Consider the following 19,079-nt stretch of genomic DNA (forward strand, 5'->3'; position numbering starts at 1 on the left):
GTCCGGCCACAACCGTCGACAGGTGCGGTCCCCCTGCTGCTGCACGCAGTGTGCGGAGCGGGCCGGTGCGGTGGGACAGCGGTTCGTCCCGGCCGCCGTAGCGTGTCGCGATGCTCTCGGCTGTGATCGAGACGGCTGCCCCCGCAGGTCGGGCCGACGGCGAAGGCGTCGTGGTCACTGATGCCGTGCGCCGTTTGTTGAGGCGTGCCGTCCAGAACGGTCTCCCGGGCCGGGACGAAGCGATCGAGAGCCTCGACGTCGACGCCGCCGGCAACGCATGCGCGTTCTTCGACGGCGTCACCGTTTCACTGCGCCGGGCACTGACGCACATGCTCGAGGGAGCCGTTCGGCACGCGAGCCGGGCGGGCATGCCGCGCGAGTCCGTCGACGGTTTCACCGGAGATCACCGTGCGACGAGTGTCATCACCGCTCCGCCAACGGCCCTGCGTGTCCACCAGTCAAGTCCGCCCAGGTCGCAGACTCGTGGCCGACCGGCCTCATTGCCCAAGGGCACTGAGTGACACGTGGTGCCGGATTCCGTCGACAAAACCAGGCAGGGCGGCCCTCCGGACATTGAAGTCGGTCGGATGCTCGGCGACACGGGTGATCGCACCGGCTCGATAGAACCTTCCGTACCTGGGCAGACGCGCCTTGATCTTCGTTGTCGCCCTTGGAGGGGAAGTAACACCATGGCTGTACCCGCACGTGCTTCGCGTTCCGTGCGCCGCTCCCGCCGGTTCGAACTGCGGTCGACGGCTTTGTACTTCGTCCTTCTCGCCGTCGTCCTGGTGTTGGTGGGCACGGCTGTCCGTACTGCGGCGGCCGCCGCCGAACGCCGTCCTGCCTGGGCTGTCGCGCTCGTCCTCGTGGGCGTCGGCGGTGTCGTGGCCTTCTGCCGCAGAAGGCGCCGGATATCGGCGGCGAGGCTCGCGCGCCACGCCGCGGAAGCCCTGGACGAGGCCACGAACACGGCGGTCGAAGCCCTCGACACCGCTCCACCGGCTCCTGCCGCCGACCTCGTACCAGCACGGACCGGTCCCCGTGGGGGTCGCCCCGACGCGGAACGGACCATCCCGCTCCCTGAGCCCGTGAACGAGGCGTCCGCGGACCCCGGGGAGGTCGGCTACGAGGAGCTGGACCCCGCCGAGTTCGAGCAGGCGATAGCCGAGCTGTGCCGACGCGACGGCTGCCTCGACGTGGACGTCGTGGGCGGGGCCGGCGACCTGGGCGCCGACGTCTTGGCGAGGACGCCGGACGGGCGCCTGGTCGTCGTCCAGTGCAAGCGGTACTGCGACGCCAACCGAGTCGGTTCCCAGGACATGCAGCGGTTCGGCGGCACGTGTTTCACCGTTCACGGGGCCGATGTCGCCGTCGTGGTCACCACCAGCGACTTCACCGCTCCCGCGATCGAGTACGCCGAGCAGTGCGGCATTGTGTGCATGGACGGTCAAGAACTCCTGCGCTGGCAGCACGGCGTGGGGCCGCGGCCGTGGGAGCCGGAGTTCGTGGCCGGGTGAGGCGGGTGAGGCGGGTGAGGACGGGCGGACGGGCGCTGTGGGGGGACTCATCAGTACCGGCCGATCAGGGGACCTGGGTCCTCTCGGCAAGGCCACCCGGGGACCCGCGGGCCGGTCGGCGCTCGACCATGTTCTGCATCGGTCCAGAGGGCCCGCACACTTCCACGTTGCTCCGGTGACCCCGCTCGGGATTCGTCGGCAAGGGACGACCAGGCCACCTGAGACAGGAAACGAACCGGACCAGATCGTCCGAGAGGGGGACCAGATCCTCGGACGGTACACAGAGCTGTGAGCTGTGAGCTGTGTGTCGGGGCCTGCTGTTCCGTGTCACCGGACCTCACGTGGGTGCCACCGAGGCGTGAGTGCTGTGTGATCAGGACACCGTGGCGGCCGGCGGGGTCCATCGGCGGGTGCGGGGCACCGTGCTGGAGATGTCGTAGTCCTTCTTGAGCTGTTCGGGGATGGCGTAGTGCATGACGCGTCCCCGAGTGAGGGAGGAGAGCTCCAAGACGGTGGTGAGGTGGCCGAGACGGTCCAGGGCCCAGGCACCGAGCGGGGAGCGGTCTTCGATGGTTTCGAGAACGCCGAGGAGGTGGGGCAGGGCCTTGACGACGGTGTCCCACGGGGTCTGCGGCACGTGGAGCCAGTCGGCGCAGGTGTCGCCGACGAGGTAGCGGATGAGGGCGGAGACGATCGGGTCGAAGAAGGCGCCGGGCACCACTTCCTCGTAGAGGTCGATGAGTTGCCGGGTCAGGTGCGCGCCCTCCTCGGAGGGTCCCATGTGCCGGATCATGTACAGGTCGAGGAAGGCGCGGGCCTCCTCCAGGGTCTCGGGGACGGCGTCCTGGTCGACGCCGAGCATGGCACCGACCACCCGCCAGGCGTAGTAGTAGGCTTCGGCGCCTTCCTGTGACATGTGGATGCCGAGGCGGTTCAGACTGTCCAGGACGAGCAGAGAGAAGAACATCTGCCCGCCTACCATGTCCTCCTGGCAGATCGGCGTTCCCAGCGCGGTGGTGTCCCACTGGTTCGCGCGCTTGAGGTGGTGGCGGATGGAGGCATGCAGGAGGCGGACCTTCTGGGCGGCGGGGATGAAGCGGCTGCCGGCCTCGAAGGCGTCGGGCTGCATCAGGTAGACGGTGAACTGACCGGTCTCCGCCATCCGTTTGGACGGGTACTTCAGCCCGTGGGTGGCCGACAGCAGTTTCGCCACGTGCGGCACGACGTAGCAGGCGGGCATCGAGGCGAAGGACAGCGCGGTGGAGATGTGCACGTTGTTGTCGATGAAGAACAGCCGTGCCTTTTCCATTTCCGCCCAGTCCACCCAGGACGGCGGGACACGGGTGGACTCCAGGTACTCCCGGGCGATGTCGGGCAGTCCGTCCGGCAGGGGAGCGCCCACGGTGGAGACGTAGCGCATCAGGGTGTTGAACGTGCCCACCTGGCCGCTTTCGAAGAGCGCGGCGACCGTGGCGTCGGCGAGTTCGTCGCCGGTGTGCCGTAGGGCGTCCATGGATGCCTCGGTGTAGGTCATGGCAGGGCTCCTTGTTTCCTCGGTACCGTTGACGACCGGCGGGAGGGCCGACGGCCGGCTGTGCCCACCGGGTGGCAAAAGTTCAGGACAGGCGGTCCGCGGCGGACCGCGCCAGTGCGGTCAGGGCGCTCGCGGCGTGCGCTGGCACGTCCAGCTCGTCGAGAGCGCCGAGTGCCTCCTGGACGCGTGCGCCGATCATGTCCTCGATGCGGTCGGGTGCCTTCAGCCGGCGCGTCACCTCGCGCACCGCATCCAGGGCATCCGCGTCCGGGCGGCGCCGGCCCAGCAGGGCGCGCAGCCGTTCGCGGTCCTCGTCGTCGGCGAGGCGCCAGGTCTCTGCCAGCAGAGCCGTGGGCCGGTTGCCGCGCACGTCGTCGGTGTTGGCCTTGCCGGTGCGTTCCGGGTCTCCGAACAGACCGAGCAGGTCGTCCCGAAGCTGGAACGCCTCACCCAGCGGCAGACCGTACGCGGAGTAGCCCTCGCGCAGTCGCGGGCCCGCCCCGGCCAGGGCGCCGCCGATCAACATGGGCTGCTCAACGGTGTACTTGGCGGTCTTGTAACGGACCACCTTCAGTGACGCGGCCGTGTCCGGACCGGCTCCGGTGCGCAGAATTTCCAGGCACTCGCCGGCGATCAGCTCGCGGGCCATCACCGACCACAGGGAGCGGGCCCGGGCCAGGTATGCGGCAGGCAGGCCGCTGCCGGCGAACAACTGCCCGGCCAGCGCCATCAGCAGGTCTCCCACCAGCATCGCGAGCGACCGCGCGGCGGCGTCGGCACGGGGGCGACGGCGTACGGCACCACGCAGGGCGATGTGCGCGGTAGGGCGCCCGTGCCGCAGCGGACTGTCGTCGATGAGGTCGTCGTGCACGACAGCGGCGGCGTGCACCAGCTCCATGGAGGCCGCTGCCCGCACGAGCGCGTCGCTGTCCGGCTGTCCCACCGCACGCCAGCCCCAGTAGCAGAACGCCGCCCGCAGCCGTTTGCCGTCCGCGACGGCCGCCTCCAACTGCTCGGCCACCGGGCCCAGGAGCGGGTCGATCGCCGCGAACCGGTCGGCCTCCTGCGCGACGAACCGGTGCAGTACCTCGTCGATGCGGGTCTTGAACGCTGCCGGCGCCCACCCGTCATACATCATCGGCAGCCTTCCGGGCCAGGGCGTGACGGGCGAGGATCTCCAGATGGGCCGGGGGCAGGGCTGCGTACCGGTCCAGCGCCAGGCGTCCACGTGCCACCAGCTCGTTCTCGGCCTCCGCCGCGAGCTCTGCGGTGTCCGAGCGGCGTAACAGGCCCCGCACCGCCCCCAGGGCAGAACCCAGCGTGCTCACCGCAAGATCGGCCAACCCGGCCATCAGCAGCACCGCCTGCCCGTCCAGGCCGTCTCGCCGTCCCACTTCTCGCGTCATGGTCTCCCTCACCCACAGGACATGCCGGCGGCGTCGGTCACGCGCCGTTCTTCCGAGCATCGGGTCGGACCGGGCGCGAGAGCGCCACAACTCACGATCGAGTGATCGCATCGCTTGGCTGTGCGGATTACCGCTGCCTGCAGCCCGCACCCGTAGCCGCACTTCGCCCTTCCGTACCACTCGAATGCCGATGGCACGCACTCGCCGACCGTCGAGCTTCCGCGGCGAGGACCAGCCTTCACCGGCACGGGGCACCTGCGGATGCCGCCCGAGGCGCCCCTCCACCCGACAAAAAATCTGATCGGGTAAATGTGCAGGATAAATAAAGGGATAAGGGCTGCTAGAATTGCGGGGCGAAGGGAGATCCGCATGGCCACCGAGGAAGAGCTGTTCGAGTCAGTGGACGCGCTGCTGGAGGAGGAGCCGCAGCTCCCGCCCCCGGCGGAACGTGCCCGGCTCCGCGAGGCCGCCGGGATCAGCCAGGCCCGCCTCGCGACCGCACTGAAGACCACGACGCAGACGGTGAAGAACTACGAGAACGGCCGCTCCGAGCCGAAGTCGCCCCGCCTGGAGGCATACCAGCGACTGCTGAACGGCTGGGCGGCGAAGTACCCTGCCCACGCTGCCCCGGCCGCCATGCCGCAACCGGGGACACCGGTCGCGTTCACCGGCCGCGCCATGCCCGATCCGGAGACGGAGACCACCGTGTCGGTGGAGGGTCCCGCCGCCCAGGCTCCCCCCGGGCACCCCGCCCGGCCGGCCGGGAGCCCGGCGATGCCGTCGCGTCGTCCGGCAGCGAAGAAGACCGTGAAGACCGCCGTCGACCCGGGTTTCCCGCACGGCCCGCTCGCGGTGCTGGACGGCGACGGCTCCGCATACGGCGTCGGCGGCATCGTGCTCGCCTGCCCGGCGGCCACCGTGCCGGAGCTGGTGGAGTGGGCCCTCAAGGAGTCCGGCCTCGGTGCCACGAAGCTGAACCGCTACGGAAAGGACTCCGACCCGCTGATCGTGCTCACCGCCACGGCCGCCGTGAAGCTCGGGCTGCCGGAACGCCTGGAGGGCCACGAGCAGCGCCGCTCCCTGCGCCTGCCCGACGGTCATCCTGTGGTCAAGCAGGTCGCGAAGGCGAAGTGGCAGCTCACGCAGCGCGGGTTCGGCCCGTGGGCGCGGATCTACCGCAAGGCCCAGGGACGCGAGCGGCAGTGCGTGCAGCTCGCGGTCCTGTCCTGGGACGCCCTCGACGAGCGGTCCTGGCCCGGCGTCGCTGACATGGAACCGGCCGACATCGCCCGCGTCCTCGGCGTCTACGCGACCCGGGTCATCACCCCGCGCGGCAGCACGGCCGTCTCGGGCCTGGAGCTGATGACGGCGCTGCGCCCGCCCACGAAGGCCGTGCGGGACCCGGCGACGGGGAACTGGGTGCCCGGCCGCAACCCGGGGAGCCTCGGGACGGAGCCGATGGACCCGGCGCCCCCGGAGGCCACTCCCGAGCACCCCGTGGTCGTCCGGTCCGGCTGGACCGGTGGGTTCCTCAACGAAGAGGCGTACCAGTGGGTGCGGTCGGTGGACCTGCTCACCGATGAGGAGTGCACACTGCCGTACGCGATCGGCCTGGACCTGAACACCGCGTTCCTCGCCGCCGCGGCCCGCCTGGTCGTCGGCCTGTCCGCCCCGGACCACTTCCGTGCTCCGACGTTCAACCCGAAGATCCCCGGCTCCTGGCTGGTGGACCTGTCCCACATCGAGCCGGACCCGCGCCTGCCGTCGCCGTTCACGCCGGACGGCGAGCGTCCGACCGGCCCTGCCTGGTACCAGACGCACACCGTCGCCTACGCCCAGGAACTCGGCTTCAACGTGCATCCGATCGAGGCGTACCTGCGCCGGGAGACCGGCGCGTACCTCGACCCGTGGCACGACCGGCTCAGGACGGCGTACGTCGACACGCTCGCCGACCTCGGCGTCACCCGGGACCTGCCGGACGCGGAGTTCCTCGCGGCGATGGAGCGGCACAAGGACGTCGACCCGGTCCTGACCGCCGTGCTCGCCGCGGTCAAGGCCACGGTCAAGGGCGGCGTGGGCAAACTGCGCGAGCGCCCGCAGGGCCGCCACTACAAGGAGGGCGAGCGGTGGCCGGCCCTTCAGCGGCCGACCTGGCGCCCGGACATCCGCGCCGCCGTCATCTCCAAGGCGCGGATCAACATGCACCGCAAGCTGCGCAACATGGCGGCGATGACGGGCCTGTATCCGCTCGCCGTGCTGTCCGACTGCGTCGTCTACCCCTCGCCGGGGGAGAGCCCGCTCGACTTCCTGCCGTACGCCGCATCCGGCAAGCCGCAGCCGGGGGGCTTTCGCCTCGGGCCCTCGCCGGGCCTGGTGAAGCTGGAGGGCGTCCAGTCGATGCTGTGGGCGGTCGGCCTGATGGAGCAGGGCCTCAACCCGGCCCGCCACATCAAGGGCGGCGACGCCGTCCTGGACGAAGGGGAGTGACCGGTGGGGGAGATCGAGGACGCCATCGAGCGGGCCGGCCGGGAGGGCTTCACCCGCCAGCCACCGAAGTCGCTCAAGGGCCAGATCCGTTACCTGCTCAGGCAGATGGGCAGTGCGAAGGCCGTCGCGCAGGAGATCGGTGTCACCGCCGACTCCGTGAACCGCTACCGGCGCGGCGCGCGCAAGCACGCCCGCGCCGACGTCGCAGCGAAGATCGACGACGCGGTACGGCAGCGGTGGCAGCCCCAGGTGCGCAAGCGTCGGCAGCGGCAGGCCGCCGCCACGGGCGGGATCACGGTGGAGACGAGGGCCCGGTTCGGGTACACCGCGCCGGTCGGCACGACCGACGACGGACGGTTCCGGCGACTCACCGTGCACCTTCCTCCGGCGTACGCACAGCGGCTGTTCGACGCCCACGCCGCCGGGGCCGGCGACCAGGAGATGCGCGGGATCATCGCCGAAGGGCTCAAGGACGTCTATTTCCAGGACGGCGGAGGACGCGCCAGGGAACTTTCGGACGTCGAAATCAACGACATCGACTATATGGACCTGGACTACTGAATTCCGGCAGAGTCCGTCAACTGGTCATTTGCCGCGGCCTGGTAGGTCCGTATGTAGGCGGCAAGGACGCTCACGATCGTCGTGTGGTCCTTCGCGGAGTCGTGCATGATGCGCTGCAGGGCATAGATCCCGCCGAGCCGTTCGGTGCGGTTGTCGGACCCCAGCAGTTTGATCGCTTCCACGTAGCGATCGGTGACCTGTCCTTCTCGTTCGATCTCGGCTCGCACTCGGTCTTTGTCCCGTGTGTGCTGCAGCGTTCGATGCGTGTAGTACAGGCCGACCGCTGCTAGGACACCGGCCCCCAGAGCAGCCGGCGTGGTGCGGGAGCCGGTGATGACCACGCCGTCTGCCGGCTCGAGACCCCGCGTGCACAGATGGCTTCCGTCCAACCGCCAAGGGCCACGCCATGACAGCAGCGAATAGCCAAGAACCACAGTACTGACGAGCAGAAGGCCCCCGAGCCGCTTCACCAACTTCATGACGGACATCATGTCGGCGTCATGTCTCCGACGGGATTGGTTCCCCGCATCCACGCGAGCGCTGACGGACGACCTACGCCTCAGGCAGCTGCCCACGAGTAGTACCAGCGTCCCGAGAGCCGGTCGCACCAGCCCCTTGACCTGCACGTTCAGGTTGGCTGAGGCTCACTCCCCAAGGGGCGGCGCTTCCGTGCGCGAGCCGGTGAATCCGGTCCCGTGCGCCCCGTACAGGCCCTGGGCGGGAAGAGTGATGCAAGCCACAACAGCACGCTGTCCGATCGGTCAGTTCTGACCGATCGGACAGTTATGGTGGGGGCATGGCACGCTCCACCTCTGCCATGCGCGGCCAGATCCTGGAGTCGGCACTGCGACTGTTCGCCGTGCACGGCTTCCGCGGCACCTCGTTGCAGGACATCGCCTCCGACGCGGGCTGCTCGAAGGCGTCACTCCTCTACCACTTCGCCAGCAAGGAAAAGATCCTCACCGAGCTGCTGACCCCGGCCCAGGACGCCCTCGCCGCGCTGCTCGACCGCGTGGCCGGGCTGGAGGGCGGCCGGCTGGTGGAGGAGACCGTCGTCGGATACGTGGACCTGACGCTGCGGTTCCGCCGCGAGATCCGGCTTCTCTTCGAGGACATAGCCGAGATGTCCTGCCACCAGGACCTCAACGTCATGGAGCTGGCGGACGGACTGCTGGACGCACTGGCCGGCCGCTCGCGGCAGGCACCGGCCCGGGTGGCGGCGTGGATGGTGCTGGGCGCCGTCTTCATCACCAGTGCCACCGATGACGAGGTGGCGCCGGACGAGGTGCTGCGCGCCGAAATGATCCGCAGCGCGCTGCGGACGCTTGACCACACCCTCAGTTGACCCCCTAACGGAAAGACCCTTCCTCCATGGCGACCTTGCTGTACCGGCTCGGGCGGTTCTCCTTCCGCAGAAGAGGCCGAATAGCCGCGGTCTGGCTGCTCCTGCTGATTCTGCTGGGTGTCGGAGCCGCCACCCTGATGGGCCCGACCAGCGACAAGTTCTCCATGCCGGGCACCGAGTCCCAGCGGGCGCTGGACGACCTCGACCGGCAGTTCCCGCAGGCCGGCGGAGCCACCGGCACCATCGTCGTCGCCGCGCCCGAGGGCGAGGAACTGGACCCCGCCGCGGTGGCACTCGTGGTGAAGGAAGCCTCCGAGACCGACGGCGTCACCGCCGCCATGGACCCGTTCCGGACCGGCTCCGTCTCCCAGGACGGCCGCTACGCCCTGATCCAGGTGCAGTTCGACAAGGCCGCCGACGAGGTCACCGACAAGCAGAAGTCGGCCTACGAGGCCGTCGGCGCCGACGTCGAGGGCCTGCGGGTCGAGCACGGCGGCGAGGTCATGGGCGGTGAGGTGGAGATCGGTTCCACCGAGGCGCTCGGCGTCCTGGTCGCCGCGGTGGTCCTGGTCGTCACCTTCGGCTCGCTGGTCGCCGCCGGCATGACCCTGCTGAACGCGCTGATCGGCGTTGCGGTCGGCATGGCCGGCCTCTTCTCCCTGACCGGTGTCGTCGAACTGACCTCCACCGCTCCCGTCCTGGCCTTGATGCTGGGCCTGGCTGTCGGCATCGACTACTCGCTCTTCATCACCTCCCGCTACCGCCAGTACCTCGCCGAGGGCCTCCAGCCCGAGGAGGCCGCCGGCCGCGCGACCGGCACCGCCGGCTCCGCCGTCGTCTTCGCCGGTGCCACCGTCGTCATCGCTCTGGCCGGCCTCTCCGTCGTCGGCATCCCCTTCCTGAGCGTGATGGGCCTGGCCGCGGCGGGCACCGTTGCCGTCGCCGTGCTGGTCGCCCTCACCCTGCTGCCGGCCTTCCTCGCCTTCGCCGGCAAGAAGATCCTGCCGCGCAAGCAGCGTCACGCGGGCGGGTACACCGCCGAGGAGGGCACCGTCGCCGAGGGCTTCGGTTTCGCCTGGGGCCGGCTCGTCACCAAGGTGCGCGTCCCGCTCCTGGTCGTCGGCATCCTCGGGCTGGGCGCGCTCACCCTCCCGGCCCAGGACATGCGCATAGCTCTGCCGGACGCGGGCACCGCCGCCGAGGGCTCCCCCGCACGCGAGGCGTACGACCTGACGTCCGAGGGCTTCGGCGAGGGCTTCAACGGCCGTCTCATCGCCGTCGTCAGCGGTGGGGACGCGCAGTCCACCGGGGCGGCCGCCGAGAAGGCCACCGCCCTCATCAAGGACACCGACGGCATTCTGACCGTGGCCCCGCCGCAGCTGAACGAGCGGGGCACCACCGCCCTGTTGACCATCATCCCCGAGGCCGGCCCGACCGCCGCCGCCACCGAGGACGCCGTCCACGACATCCGCGACCGGGTCGTGGACATCGAGGGCGCCGACATCGCCCTCACCGGCGCGACCGCTCTGGGCATCGACGTCTCGGAGAAGCTCGCCGACGCCCTGCCGGTGTATCTGCTTCTGGTGGTGGGCCTGTCCATCCTGCTGCTCATGCTGGTCTTCCGGTCGGTCCTGGTACCGCTGAAGGCAGCCCTGGGCTTCCTTCTCACCGTGGGCGCGACCTTCGGCATCACCGTCGCCATCTTCCAGGAGGGGCACCTCGCCGGCCTGGTGGGCGTCGACACCCCCGGCCCGCTGGTGAGCTTCCTGCCGATCCTGCTCATCGGCATCCTGTTCGGCCTCGCCATGGACTACGAGGTCTTCCTCGTCTCCCGCATGCGCGAGGACTTCGTCCACGGCGCCGACCCGCAGGCGGCCATGGTCAGCGGCATGGGCCACAACGCCCGCGTCGTCACGGCCGCCGCGCTCATCATGACGTCCGTGTTCGGCGGCTTCGTCCTGATGGACGACCCGATCATCAAGTCCATCGGGTTCGCCCTCGCCGTCGGTGTGGTCATCGACGCCTTCGTCGTCCGCATGGCGCTGGTCCCGGCGGTGATGTCACTGCTCGGTCGTGCCGCCTGGTGGCTGCCCAAGCCCGTCGACAAGGCCCTGCCCGACCTCGACATCGAAGGTGAGAAGCTGAACCGGCAGCTGGCCGCGGAGACGCGAAACGAGACCCCCGTCTCGGTCTGACCCGCGCACCGGCCGGACCGGACCACACCCCGGAGGGCGGGACCCGCACAGCGGTCCCGTCCTCCACCGCTTTCCTCTCCCTTTCTGACCACATCGAGGGATGGGCCCGGCCTCGTACGCCGCTGCGCACGCACGCCCGAAGCGGTGGACCGGCGGGCGCGTCATCACACCACCGCACCGCAGGTTCAGGAAGAACACCCCGGGCCGGTGCGGCGGGACCGGGCTCCTGCGGGTGTGTCAATTTAACGGCTGATCTTGGTTGTTGAGGTTCAGTTGTTGGCCGGGGTGAGCCGGCCTTCGAAGGCGATCTGGAAGGCGTTGAGCGGTGCCTTCCAGCGCATGGTCCACCGCTTGCGGCCCTTGCCGGTGGGGTCCAGCGACATGAGCGCCATGTAGACGCACTTCATGGCCGCGGCCTCGTTGGGGAAGTGGCCGCCGTCGCCGGCCCAGATCCCCAGGATGTCGCGGTGTCCCTCGGCGGTGACCGCGACCGCCGTGTGGACGGGCCGGTTGGCGACCTGTCCGTCCCGGATCTTGGTTCTGTCGACGATCTTGTGATCCGGACGGCTGAGTACATTGCTCCGCCTGTTCGCGATCATGCATCGCGTGCTCTCATGATGTGCTCCTGAAGCTGTTTCCTTACCTGTCCGCGTTGCTGATCGAGGAGGTCGAGTGGTGGTCGGACCAGGTGGTGCTGAGAACGCGGGTGCGGGCGGCGACCGGCTCGTGCCGGTGTGGTCAGAGCTCGGCCCGGGTGCACGGTCGGTACGCACGCCGACTGCGTGATGTCGCCGTGGGCGGGCTCGGTGTCGTGATCGAGCTATGCGTGCGCCGCTTCCGCCGCGAGAACCCTGCCTGCACGGCGGTGACGTTCACCGGGCAGGTCTTGGGACTGACCACCCCGCACAGCCGGCCTACCCCGCTGCTGCGCGAGGTGTTGACGCGGATCGGGTCGGCCCCGGCCGGGCAGGAGCCCGACTGGCGTCCGCGGTCGGCCTCACCATAGGCAGGGACACGCTGTTGCGGCTGGTCAGGGCCCTGCCCGAGCCGGAGATAGGCAAGGTGGAGGTCCTCGGCGTCGACGACTTCGCCTTCCGCAAGGGCCGCCTCTACGGCACGGTATTGATCGACATGGCCACCCACCGGCCGCTGCACCTCTACGACGGCCGCGACGGGGAGGGCCTGGCTGCCTGGCTCCGCGATCACCCGGAGGTGAAGGTCATTTGCCGGGACCGTTCCAGCGGTTACGGGGAGGGCGCTCGGGTCGGGGCGCCGCAGGCCGAACAGGTCGCGGATCGCTACCGCCTGTGGGCCAACCTCGGCCAGGCGGTCGAGAAGACGGTCAACGCCCATCGCTCCCGCCCGGCGGAACCGCCTCCAGCACGGGCCGGCAGCCACGACACTCCCGCGGCGGAGCCCGAGGTGGTGCAGCCCCCGAAAGAACTGAAGATCGTGGCCCGGCTGCGTGAGCAGCACGCCGCCGCCCATGAGCTGTGGGAACAGGGGATGTCAAAGGCGGCGATCGGCCGAAAACTCGGACTGCACCAGGCCACCGTCCGCAAGCTGGTGGGCGCCCGCTCCGCCGACGATGTCGTCGCCAAGAGCCTGCAGCGAGCACATATCGTCGACCCATACGTCGGCCACCTGCACCGGCGCTGGAACGAAGGCATCCGAAACGTCGCCCAGCTCTACCGAGAGATCCAAGAACTCGGCTATCCGGGCGGTGAGTTGGCCGTCCAGCGCCACCTGCGGCGCTACCGGACCGGGCACGGACACGCACCCGACCCAGGACCCAAGCCTGCGTCGGTCCGCGAGGTCACCTCCTGGATCATGACCCACCCCGAGCACCTGCGGGACGAGGACGCCGACAAGCTGCACCGGCTGCGTGAGCGCGATCCCGAGCTCAGCCGGCTCACTCTTCACGTCAGAAAGTTCGCCGCGATGATGACCGGCCGCCACGGTGACCACCTCGAAGACTGGATCACCGACGTCGAACGGGACAGTCTGGCTCCGCTTGCGGGCTTCGCCCGCAACCTCCGCCGCGACTTCGACGCTGTCCGCAACGGGCTGTCCCTGCCCCACAGCTCCGGTGCCGTCGAGGGCAACATCAACCGACTGAAGATGCTGAAACGCCAGATGTTCGGCCGCGCCAGCCTCGGTCTCCTTCGCAAACGCGTCCTGCTGACACGATGAGCCCCAACCACCGGATCACAAGATCGTCGACAGAACCCTGACCTTCACGTTCACGCAGTCGATGAAGACGACCGGGTAGACGCAGTCCAGCGGACGGTTCTGCCATTCCGTCATGCCGGCCATCACGCTGTCAGTGATCGTGGAGATCGTGGACTTGGAGATCTCCGCGCCGTACACCCCGGCGAGATGCGCGGAGATCTCCCCGTGCGTCAGCCCTTTCGCCGACAGCGACAGCACCATTTCGTCCACCCCGGACAGGCGCCGCTGCCGCTTCTTGACGATCTGCGGCTCGAACGAACCGGCCGCGTCCCGGGGGACCTTGACCTCGACCGGGCCGACGTCGGTCAACACTGTCTTCGCACGCCTCCCGTTGCGGGAGTTGCCGCTGCCCCGGCCCTCGGCGTCGTGCTTCTCGTATCCAAGGTGATCAGTGATCTCGCCCTCCAGGGCGGACTCCAGGACCCGCTTGGTCAGCAGCTGGAGCAGCCCACGCTCCCCGGTCAGCTGCAAGCCCTCGGACCGGGCGCGGTCCACGAGCATCGCGACCAGTTGCTCGTCACTCGCCGGCACGGCCTCCACCGCCGCCTCACTGCCCGGTATCTGCTCGATGGTGGTGTCGCTCATCTGGCGTCTCCTTGACCATCGGATCCGCCGATCATTGAACACTCCCCGGCAGGCCGCCCTGACCGGCCGGACCATGTTCCTCGAGCACAAGAACGAGCTGGAGCTCGCCGAGATCCTTGCCGCCGAAACCGGCGCCGGACCGGACGACATGACCCCCATGTTGTGGCGGCCGCGGTCATGGGCGCCATCCATGCCGCCGTCGGGGAGAACTGGCGCCGGCTGCTCGCCGGATTCGCCGAGCGCGCCGCGGCCGAGCCGGACGCCATCGCGGTCCGCGACGGCGTTCAGTCGGTGAGCTACGGCCGCCTGTGGTGCGCCGCCGTGCACACCGCCGAGCGGCTGACGGCGGCCGGTGTCCGCCCCGGCGACGTCGTCGCGCTGCTTTTGCCGCGTGGTGCGGAGCTGGCCGCCGCGGTGTTCGGCACATGGCTTGCCGGAGCGTCGTACCTGCCGCTGGACCCGCACCACCCGGCGGAGCGGATCGCCTATCAGCTCAACGACGCGGGCGCCAGGGTGGTGGTGACCGGCGCCGGGCTCACCGTGCCCGGCGACCGGCGCACGATCCCGGCCCCTGACCTCGACGCCGTCCCCACCGTTCCCGTGGATGCCGACAGGGCGGGCGTGGCCGGCCCGGACGCCCTGGCGTACGTGATCTACACGTCCGGATCGACGGGACGGCCGAAGGGCATCCCGATCACGCACCGGAGCCTGGTCAACCACATCACCGACTACGCGGTGCGCTTCGGCGTCGCCACGACGGCGCGGCCCACCGGCTGGCTCAGTACGTACAGCTTCGACACCTCGTCGCTGGAACTGATGATGCCGCTGCTGCACGGCGGCCACACGGTCGTGCTGCCCGACGAGGCCCGCACCGACGGAGCCCTGCTGGCCGAGGAGATACGCGCCCACGACATCGGATTCCTGCAGGCGACACCGACCACCTGGCGACTGGTCGCCGACCGCATCACCGACCTGCTTGCCGGCCGCACCCTGCTCAGCGGCGGTGAGCCCCTGCCCGGCGCGCTGGCCGCGACCCTGACCGCGGCGGGCGCCGAACTGTGGAACGTCTACGGTCCGACGGAGAGCACGATCTGGGCGACCGCGGGCCGGGTCTCGGCAAAGCCCGGCGACCGCGTGGATGTGGGGACGCCGATCGCCAACACCCGGGTCTTCATCGCCGGCCCGAACGGGGAACCCTTGCCGATCGGCCTGCGCGGCGAGCTGTGCGTCGCCGGAGTCGGTGTCGCCTCCGGCTACCACGGCCGGCCGGACCTCACCGCCGAGCGCTTCGGGGCGGACTCCCCATGGGGACGCTTCTACCGCTCGGGAGATGTGGCGCGCTGGCTGCTGGACGGCCGCATCGACCTGTTGGGCCGCATGGACCGGCAGGTGAAGCTGCGCGGCAACCGGATCGAGCTGGGCGAGATCGAAGCGGTGCTGTCCGATCATCCGGACGTCGAGGCGGCCGCCGTGCTGGTGGTCGGCGACCCCGCCACGGACGGCAGCCTGGCCGCCTTCGTACAGGTGCCGCACCGGCCCGAGGCGGTGGACGAGCTCTGGGAGCACGCCCGGCGACGGCTGCCGCGCTCGGTGGTACCGCACCGGTTCCTCGCGGTGGAGGCGTTCCCGCGCACCGGAAGCGACAAGGTCGACTATCTGGCACTGGCGGACCTCGCCGCGCTACAGCCGGCCGCGGCCGGCGGCGACACCGCGGGCGCTGACGGCGGCGACGCGCTCACCACCACCGTCACCAAGCTCTTCGCCGAGCTCCTCGACCGGCCGGACCTGGATGCCGACACCCACTTCTTCACCAGCGGCGGCCACTCGCTGCTGGCCGCCTCGCTCGCTCAGCGCATCAAGGACGAGACCGGCGTCCGGCTGGCTCTCACCGACGTGTTCGAGAACCCGACCCCCGCCGCGCTGGCCGGCCGCCTGCGCGGGCTCACGTGAGCGACCGCGGAGGGCCCCTCACCATGCTGACACCGGTCTTCCTCTTCGCGGGCCAGGGCTCCCAGTACCACGGCATGGGCCGGTGGCTCTACGGTGCCGACCCGGTCTTCCGCGAGGCTCTGGACTCCCTGGACGCGGTGGTGCGCGACGTCCAGGACGACTCGGTCATCACCGCGATCCACCGCGACGGCCGCGGCGCTGAGACGGCCATGACCCGACTGTCACTCACCCAGCCGGCCATCTTCATGGTGGAGTACGCGCTGGCCCGCATGCTGCGCGCCCGCGGCTTCGAGCCGGAGCTGGTGCTAGGCGCCAGCCTGGGCGAGGTCGTCGCCGCCACGGTGGCCGGCATCTTCGACCCCGAGGAATGCCTGCGCTCGCTGCTGGAACAAGTGGCGCTCTTCGAGGCGGAGTGCCCGCGCGGCGGCATGCTGGCGGTCCTCGCCGACGCCGACCTCGTCGACCGCGATCCCGCACTGGCCGGGGCTCATCTGGCCGCGGTCAACGGCCCGGACAACTTCGTGCTCGCGGGCACGGCCGACCGGCTCGACGACATCGAGCGCCACCTGAACGCCGGAGGTGTGCTCTGCCAGCGGCTCCCGGTGCTGTACCCGTTCCACTCACCGCTGATCGACGGCGTGCGCGACGCGTTCACGAAGCTCGTGGGCCGCCTCACCCCGCGCCCCGCCACGATCCCGCTGATCTCCGGAACGACCGGTACCGAGATACACCGCCCCGACTCGGCCCACTTCTGGCAGGTCCTGCGCGAGCCGTTCGACCTGACACGAGCCCTCGAACCACTGCTGGCCCGCGACGATCTGCTCTTCCTGGACCTGGGCCCGTCCGGGTCGATGGCCAACCTGGTGCGGGACCGGCTTCCCGAGGGCAGCCGGTCCCGGGTGTTGCCGCTGCTCTCCCCGTACGCCCGGGACGAGGTGCTGTACCAGGCGGTGCTCGACACCCGCTCGCTCATCGCCGCACCCGCTCGACGAACAGAGGTGACCGCCATGATCACTGAGACGCCCGTGGCCGACCCGGCCACCCCGGAAGACGGCTTCGACGTCTATGTCTTCCCCGGCCAGGGCGCTCAGGCCAAGGGAATGGGCCGAGACCTCTTCGACCGGTTCCCCGAGCTGGTCGAACGGGCCGACGCCGTCCTCGGGTACTCGATCCGTGAGCTGTGTCTGGAGGACCCCGGCCGCAACCTGCGCGACACCCGGTACACCCAGCCCGCCCTGTACGTGGTCGACGCCCTCACCTGGCTGGCCGCCCTGCAGGAGGGCGGCCGCCTGCCCGACTACCTGCTCGGGCACAGCCTCGGTGAGTTCGCCGCCCTGTTCGCCGCCGGCGTGTACGACTTCGAGACCGGGCTGCGCCTGGTCGCCGAACGCGGCCGGCTGATGGGACAGGTTACCGGCGGCACGATGGCGGCGGTCTCGGCCGTCGACGCCGACCTGGTCCGGGAGGTGCTGCGCGATGCCGAGCTGTCCGGACTGGACATCGCCAACTACAACGCGCCGACCCAGACAGTCATCGCGGGCCCGGCCGACGCGGTCAACCGCGCGCTCGCGGTGTTCAAGGACAAGGGTGCCCGCTGCGCCCCGCTCAACGTCAGCGCCCCCTTCCACAGCCGCTACATGGCGCAGGCCGCGGAGGAGTTCGGGCGCCTGCTGGACGCCACGCCGTTCGCCGCCCCGAAGATCCCCGTGATCAGCAACGTCGACGCCCGGCCGTACGCGCCGGACGCCGTGGCCGCCACGCTGCGCCGGCAGATCGTCTCCCCGGTGCGATGGACCGACAGCATCCGGCTGCTGATGGGCCGAGGCGCCTTCCGGGCCCGCGAACTGGGTCCGGGGCAGGTGCTGACCAAGCTGATCGCCCGGATCCGGGAGGAGGCGACACCGCTCCGGCCCGAGCCGGAACGGATCGTGGTGCCGACCGGACCGGTCCGTGCTTCGGCGCCGCAGCGCGCCCAGCCGGGTTCGGCGGCGTTCCGGCGCGACCACGGCGTCCGGCATGCCTATGTCGCCGGTGGCATGCACCACGGTGTCAGCTCCGTCGAGCTGGTCGCCCGACTGGCCCGCTCCGGCCTGCTCGGCTGTTTCGGTGCGGCCGGGCTCCCGCTCGCGGACGTCGCCGACGCGATCCGCGGCATCCGGGCGGCGGCCGGGGCCGCCGCACCGTTCGGGGTCAACCTCACCTACGACCCGTTCGACCCGCGCGCCGAGGCCGACCTGGTCGACCTGCTGGTCCGTGAGAACGTCTCCCTCGTCGAGGCGGCCACCTACGTCGAGGTGACCCCCGCACTGGTGAGGCACCGTCTGACCGGTGCCCGTGTCCTGGCGGACGGCACCGTGCACGCGCCACGCAAGCTGCTGGCCAAGGTGACCCGCCTGGACACCGCCCGCCTGTTCTTCGCGCCGCCGCCGCGCCCCCTCGTGGAACGGCTGGCCGACGACGGACTGCTCACCGCCGAGGAAGCCGCGGCCGGCGAGCGGATCGCTCTGGCCGACGACATCTGCGCGATCGGCGACGGCGCCGACTACACCGACCAGGGAGCACTGCCCGCGCTGCTGCCCTCGGTGCGCCGGCTGCGAGCGCAACTCGGCGGGGTGGCCTCCGACGTACGCGTCGGAGGTGGCGGAGGCATCGGCTCTCCGGAGGCGGCCGCCGCCGCTTTCGTCCTGGGCGCCGACTTCGTCCTCACCGGATCGATCAACCTCTGCACCGCCGAGAGCGGGCTCAGCGAAGCCGCCAAGGACCTGCTGCCGAACCTCGACGTGCACGACACCGCGTACGCCCCGTACGGAGCGCTGTTCGAGCTCGGCGGCCGGGCCCGGGTGCTGCGCAAGGGCGTCCTCTTCCACGTACGCGCCGGCAAGCTTTACGACCTGTGGCGGACCTACGACTCCTGGGACGCCGTGCCCGGTCAGATCCGGGCCCGGGTGGAACGCGACTACTTCGGCGCGGGTTTCGAGGAACTGGCGTCGCGGGTGGTCCCCGCCGGCGAGCCGGCCGACCCCAAGCGCCGGATGGCCCTGGTCTTCCGCTGGTACTGCGCCCAAGCCCAGCGGTGGGCGATCGAGGGCACCCCGGAGCGCGTCGCGGACTACCAGGTGGCCTGCGGGCCGGCGCTGGGCGCCTGCAACCACTGGCTGCGCGGCACCCCGTACGAGGCCTGGCGCGACCGGCACGCCGACCAGCTGGCCGACCGACTCATCACCGAAGCCGCCGAGATCGTCGGGTTCACCGGCGTGTAGCAAAGGA

The 19,079-nt window shown here is 70.4% G+C and carries 14 protein-coding genes and 3 pseudogenes; 10 read left to right on the forward strand and 7 right to left on the reverse strand.

What is annotated here, in order from left to right:
• The first annotated feature begins 110 nt into the window (after positions 1-110).
• On the forward strand, positions 111-521 hold the full coding sequence (locus TU30_RS36520) for a DUF664 domain-containing protein (RefSeq protein WP_042170703.1): 411 nt from the start codon (positions 111-113) through the stop codon (positions 519-521).
• A gap of 168 nt (positions 522-689) precedes the next feature.
• The gene (locus TU30_RS16895) at positions 690-1,517 is read left to right on the forward strand and encodes a restriction endonuclease (protein ID WP_078878319.1); all 828 of its coding nucleotides are present in this window, start codon (positions 690-692) and stop codon (positions 1,515-1,517) included.
• 373 nt (positions 1,518-1,890) lie between these two features.
• Here TU30_RS16895 and TU30_RS16900 read toward each other — a convergent pair whose 3' ends face one another.
• The 3 genes from TU30_RS16900 to TU30_RS16910 form a co-directional block, all read right to left on the reverse strand.
• A complete protein-coding gene (locus TU30_RS16900) occupies positions 1,891-3,051 on the reverse strand; it encodes an oxygenase MpaB family protein (RefSeq protein WP_042170708.1) in 1,161 nt (386 codons plus the stop codon).
• An 82-nt stretch (positions 3,052-3,133) separates the two neighbouring features.
• Positions 3,134-4,189 carry a polyprenyl synthetase family protein gene (locus tag TU30_RS16905; RefSeq protein WP_042170712.1) on the reverse strand — a complete coding sequence of 352 codons (1,056 nt, stop codon included), beginning with the start codon at positions 4,187-4,189 and terminating at the stop codon, positions 3,134-3,136.
• Positions 4,179-4,457, reverse strand: a complete 279-nt coding sequence (locus TU30_RS16910; protein ID WP_042170716.1) for a hypothetical protein — start codon at positions 4,455-4,457, stop codon at positions 4,179-4,181. Before TU30_RS16910 ends, TU30_RS16905 begins: the two co-directional genes overlap by 11 nt.
• 369 nt (positions 4,458-4,826) lie before the next feature.
• Here TU30_RS16910 and TU30_RS16915 point away from each other — a divergent pair, with 369 nt between their 5' ends.
• Entirely contained in the window at positions 4,827-6,944 is a 2,118-nt protein-coding gene (locus TU30_RS16915; RefSeq protein ID WP_042170717.1) for a helix-turn-helix transcriptional regulator, read from the forward strand.
• A 3-nt stretch (positions 6,945-6,947) separates the two neighbouring features.
• Entirely contained in the window at positions 6,948-7,505 is a 558-nt protein-coding gene (locus TU30_RS16920; protein ID WP_042170718.1) for a hypothetical protein, read from the forward strand.
• On the opposite strand, the gene TU30_RS16925 is transcribed toward TU30_RS16920, so the two are convergent.
• On the reverse strand, positions 7,499-7,984 hold the full coding sequence (locus tag TU30_RS16925; protein ID WP_141713824.1) for a hypothetical protein: 486 nt from the start codon (positions 7,982-7,984) through the stop codon (positions 7,499-7,501). The genes TU30_RS16920 and TU30_RS16925 overlap by 7 nt on opposite strands.
• Positions 7,985-8,301: 317 nt before the next feature.
• On the opposite strand from TU30_RS16925, the gene TU30_RS16930 reads away from it, so the two are divergent.
• Both TU30_RS16930 and TU30_RS16935 read left to right on the forward strand, forming a co-directional pair.
• Positions 8,302-8,850, forward strand: coding sequence for a TetR/AcrR family transcriptional regulator (locus TU30_RS16930; protein ID WP_042170719.1), 549 nt, complete (start codon positions 8,302-8,304; stop codon positions 8,848-8,850).
• 26 nt (positions 8,851-8,876) lie between these two features.
• On the forward strand, positions 8,877-11,045 hold the full coding sequence (locus TU30_RS16935) for an MMPL family transporter (protein ID WP_042170722.1): 2,169 nt from the start codon (positions 8,877-8,879) through the stop codon (positions 11,043-11,045).
• Between the two features lie 269 nt (positions 11,046-11,314).
• Here TU30_RS16935 and TU30_RS37295 read toward each other — a convergent pair.
• Both TU30_RS37295 and TU30_RS37300 read right to left on the reverse strand, forming a co-directional pair.
• A pseudogene (locus tag TU30_RS37295) lies at positions 11,315-11,479 on the reverse strand (IS256 family transposase); the annotation flags it as partial.
• 12 nt (positions 11,480-11,491) lie between these two features.
• Positions 11,492-11,644: pseudogene (locus TU30_RS37300) on the reverse strand (transposase); the annotation flags it as partial.
• A gap of 20 nt (positions 11,645-11,664) precedes the next feature.
• On the opposite strand from TU30_RS37300, the gene TU30_RS37305 reads away from it, so the two are divergent.
• Together TU30_RS37305 and TU30_RS16950 are read left to right on the forward strand one after the other, a co-directional pair.
• Positions 11,665-12,051, forward strand: a complete 387-nt coding sequence (locus TU30_RS37305; RefSeq protein ID WP_063837640.1) for a transposase family protein — start codon at positions 11,665-11,667, stop codon at positions 12,049-12,051.
• A 14-nt stretch (positions 12,052-12,065) separates the two neighbouring features.
• A complete protein-coding gene (locus TU30_RS16950; RefSeq protein ID WP_234307885.1) occupies positions 12,066-13,238 on the forward strand; it encodes an ISL3 family transposase in 1,173 nt (390 codons plus the stop codon).
• 36 nt (positions 13,239-13,274) lie between these two features.
• Here the strand turns inward: TU30_RS16950 and TU30_RS16955 are convergent.
• A pseudogene (locus tag TU30_RS16955) lies at positions 13,275-13,862 on the reverse strand (transposase); the annotation flags it as partial.
• Between the two features lie 177 nt (positions 13,863-14,039).
• Between TU30_RS16955 and TU30_RS16960 the strand changes: the two are divergent.
• Both TU30_RS16960 and fabD read left to right on the forward strand, forming a co-directional pair.
• Positions 14,040-15,812 (forward strand): non-ribosomal peptide synthetase, encoded by a 1,773-nt coding sequence (locus TU30_RS16960; protein ID WP_158719332.1) that lies wholly within the window; start codon positions 14,040-14,042, stop codon positions 15,810-15,812.
• Positions 15,813-15,835: 23 nt separating this feature from the next.
• On the forward strand, positions 15,836-19,072 hold the full coding sequence (gene fabD / locus TU30_RS16965; RefSeq protein WP_042170730.1) for an ACP S-malonyltransferase: 3,237 nt from the start codon (positions 15,836-15,838) through the stop codon (positions 19,070-19,072).
• The last annotated feature ends 7 nt before the right edge of the window (positions 19,073-19,079 follow it).

The organism is Streptomyces sp. NBRC 110035 (assembly GCF_000829695.1).
GTDB lineage: Bacteria > Actinomycetota > Actinomycetes > Streptomycetales > Streptomycetaceae > Streptomyces.

Excerpts from the sequence above, each read along its gene's own strand:
- TU30_RS16935 (WP_042170722.1), top strand. The coding sequence starts at position 8,877 with ATGGCGACCTTGCTGTACCGGCTCGGGCGGTTCTCCTTCCGCAGAAGA.
- TU30_RS36520 (WP_042170703.1), top strand. The coding sequence starts at position 111 with ATGCTCTCGGCTGTGATCGAGACGGCTGCCCCCGCAGGTCGGGCCGAC.
- TU30_RS16905 (WP_042170712.1), bottom strand. The coding sequence starts at position 4,189 with ATGATGTATGACGGGTGGGCGCCGGCAGCGTTCAAGACCCGCATCGAC.
- TU30_RS16900 (WP_042170708.1), bottom strand. The coding sequence starts at position 3,051 with ATGACCTACACCGAGGCATCCATGGACGCCCTACGGCACACCGGCGAC.
- TU30_RS16895 (WP_078878319.1), top strand. The coding sequence starts at position 690 with ATGGCTGTACCCGCACGTGCTTCGCGTTCCGTGCGCCGCTCCCGCCGG.
- TU30_RS16915 (WP_042170717.1), top strand. The coding sequence starts at position 4,827 with ATGGCCACCGAGGAAGAGCTGTTCGAGTCAGTGGACGCGCTGCTGGAG.
- TU30_RS16960 (WP_158719332.1), top strand. The coding sequence starts at position 14,040 with ATGGGCGCCATCCATGCCGCCGTCGGGGAGAACTGGCGCCGGCTGCTC.
- TU30_RS16925 (WP_141713824.1), bottom strand. The coding sequence starts at position 7,984 with ATGAAGTTGGTGAAGCGGCTCGGGGGCCTTCTGCTCGTCAGTACTGTG.
- TU30_RS16930 (WP_042170719.1), top strand. The coding sequence starts at position 8,302 with ATGGCACGCTCCACCTCTGCCATGCGCGGCCAGATCCTGGAGTCGGCA.
- fabD (WP_042170730.1), top strand. The coding sequence starts at position 15,836 with ATGCTGACACCGGTCTTCCTCTTCGCGGGCCAGGGCTCCCAGTACCAC.
- TU30_RS16910 (WP_042170716.1), bottom strand. The coding sequence starts at position 4,457 with ATGACGCGAGAAGTGGGACGGCGAGACGGCCTGGACGGGCAGGCGGTG.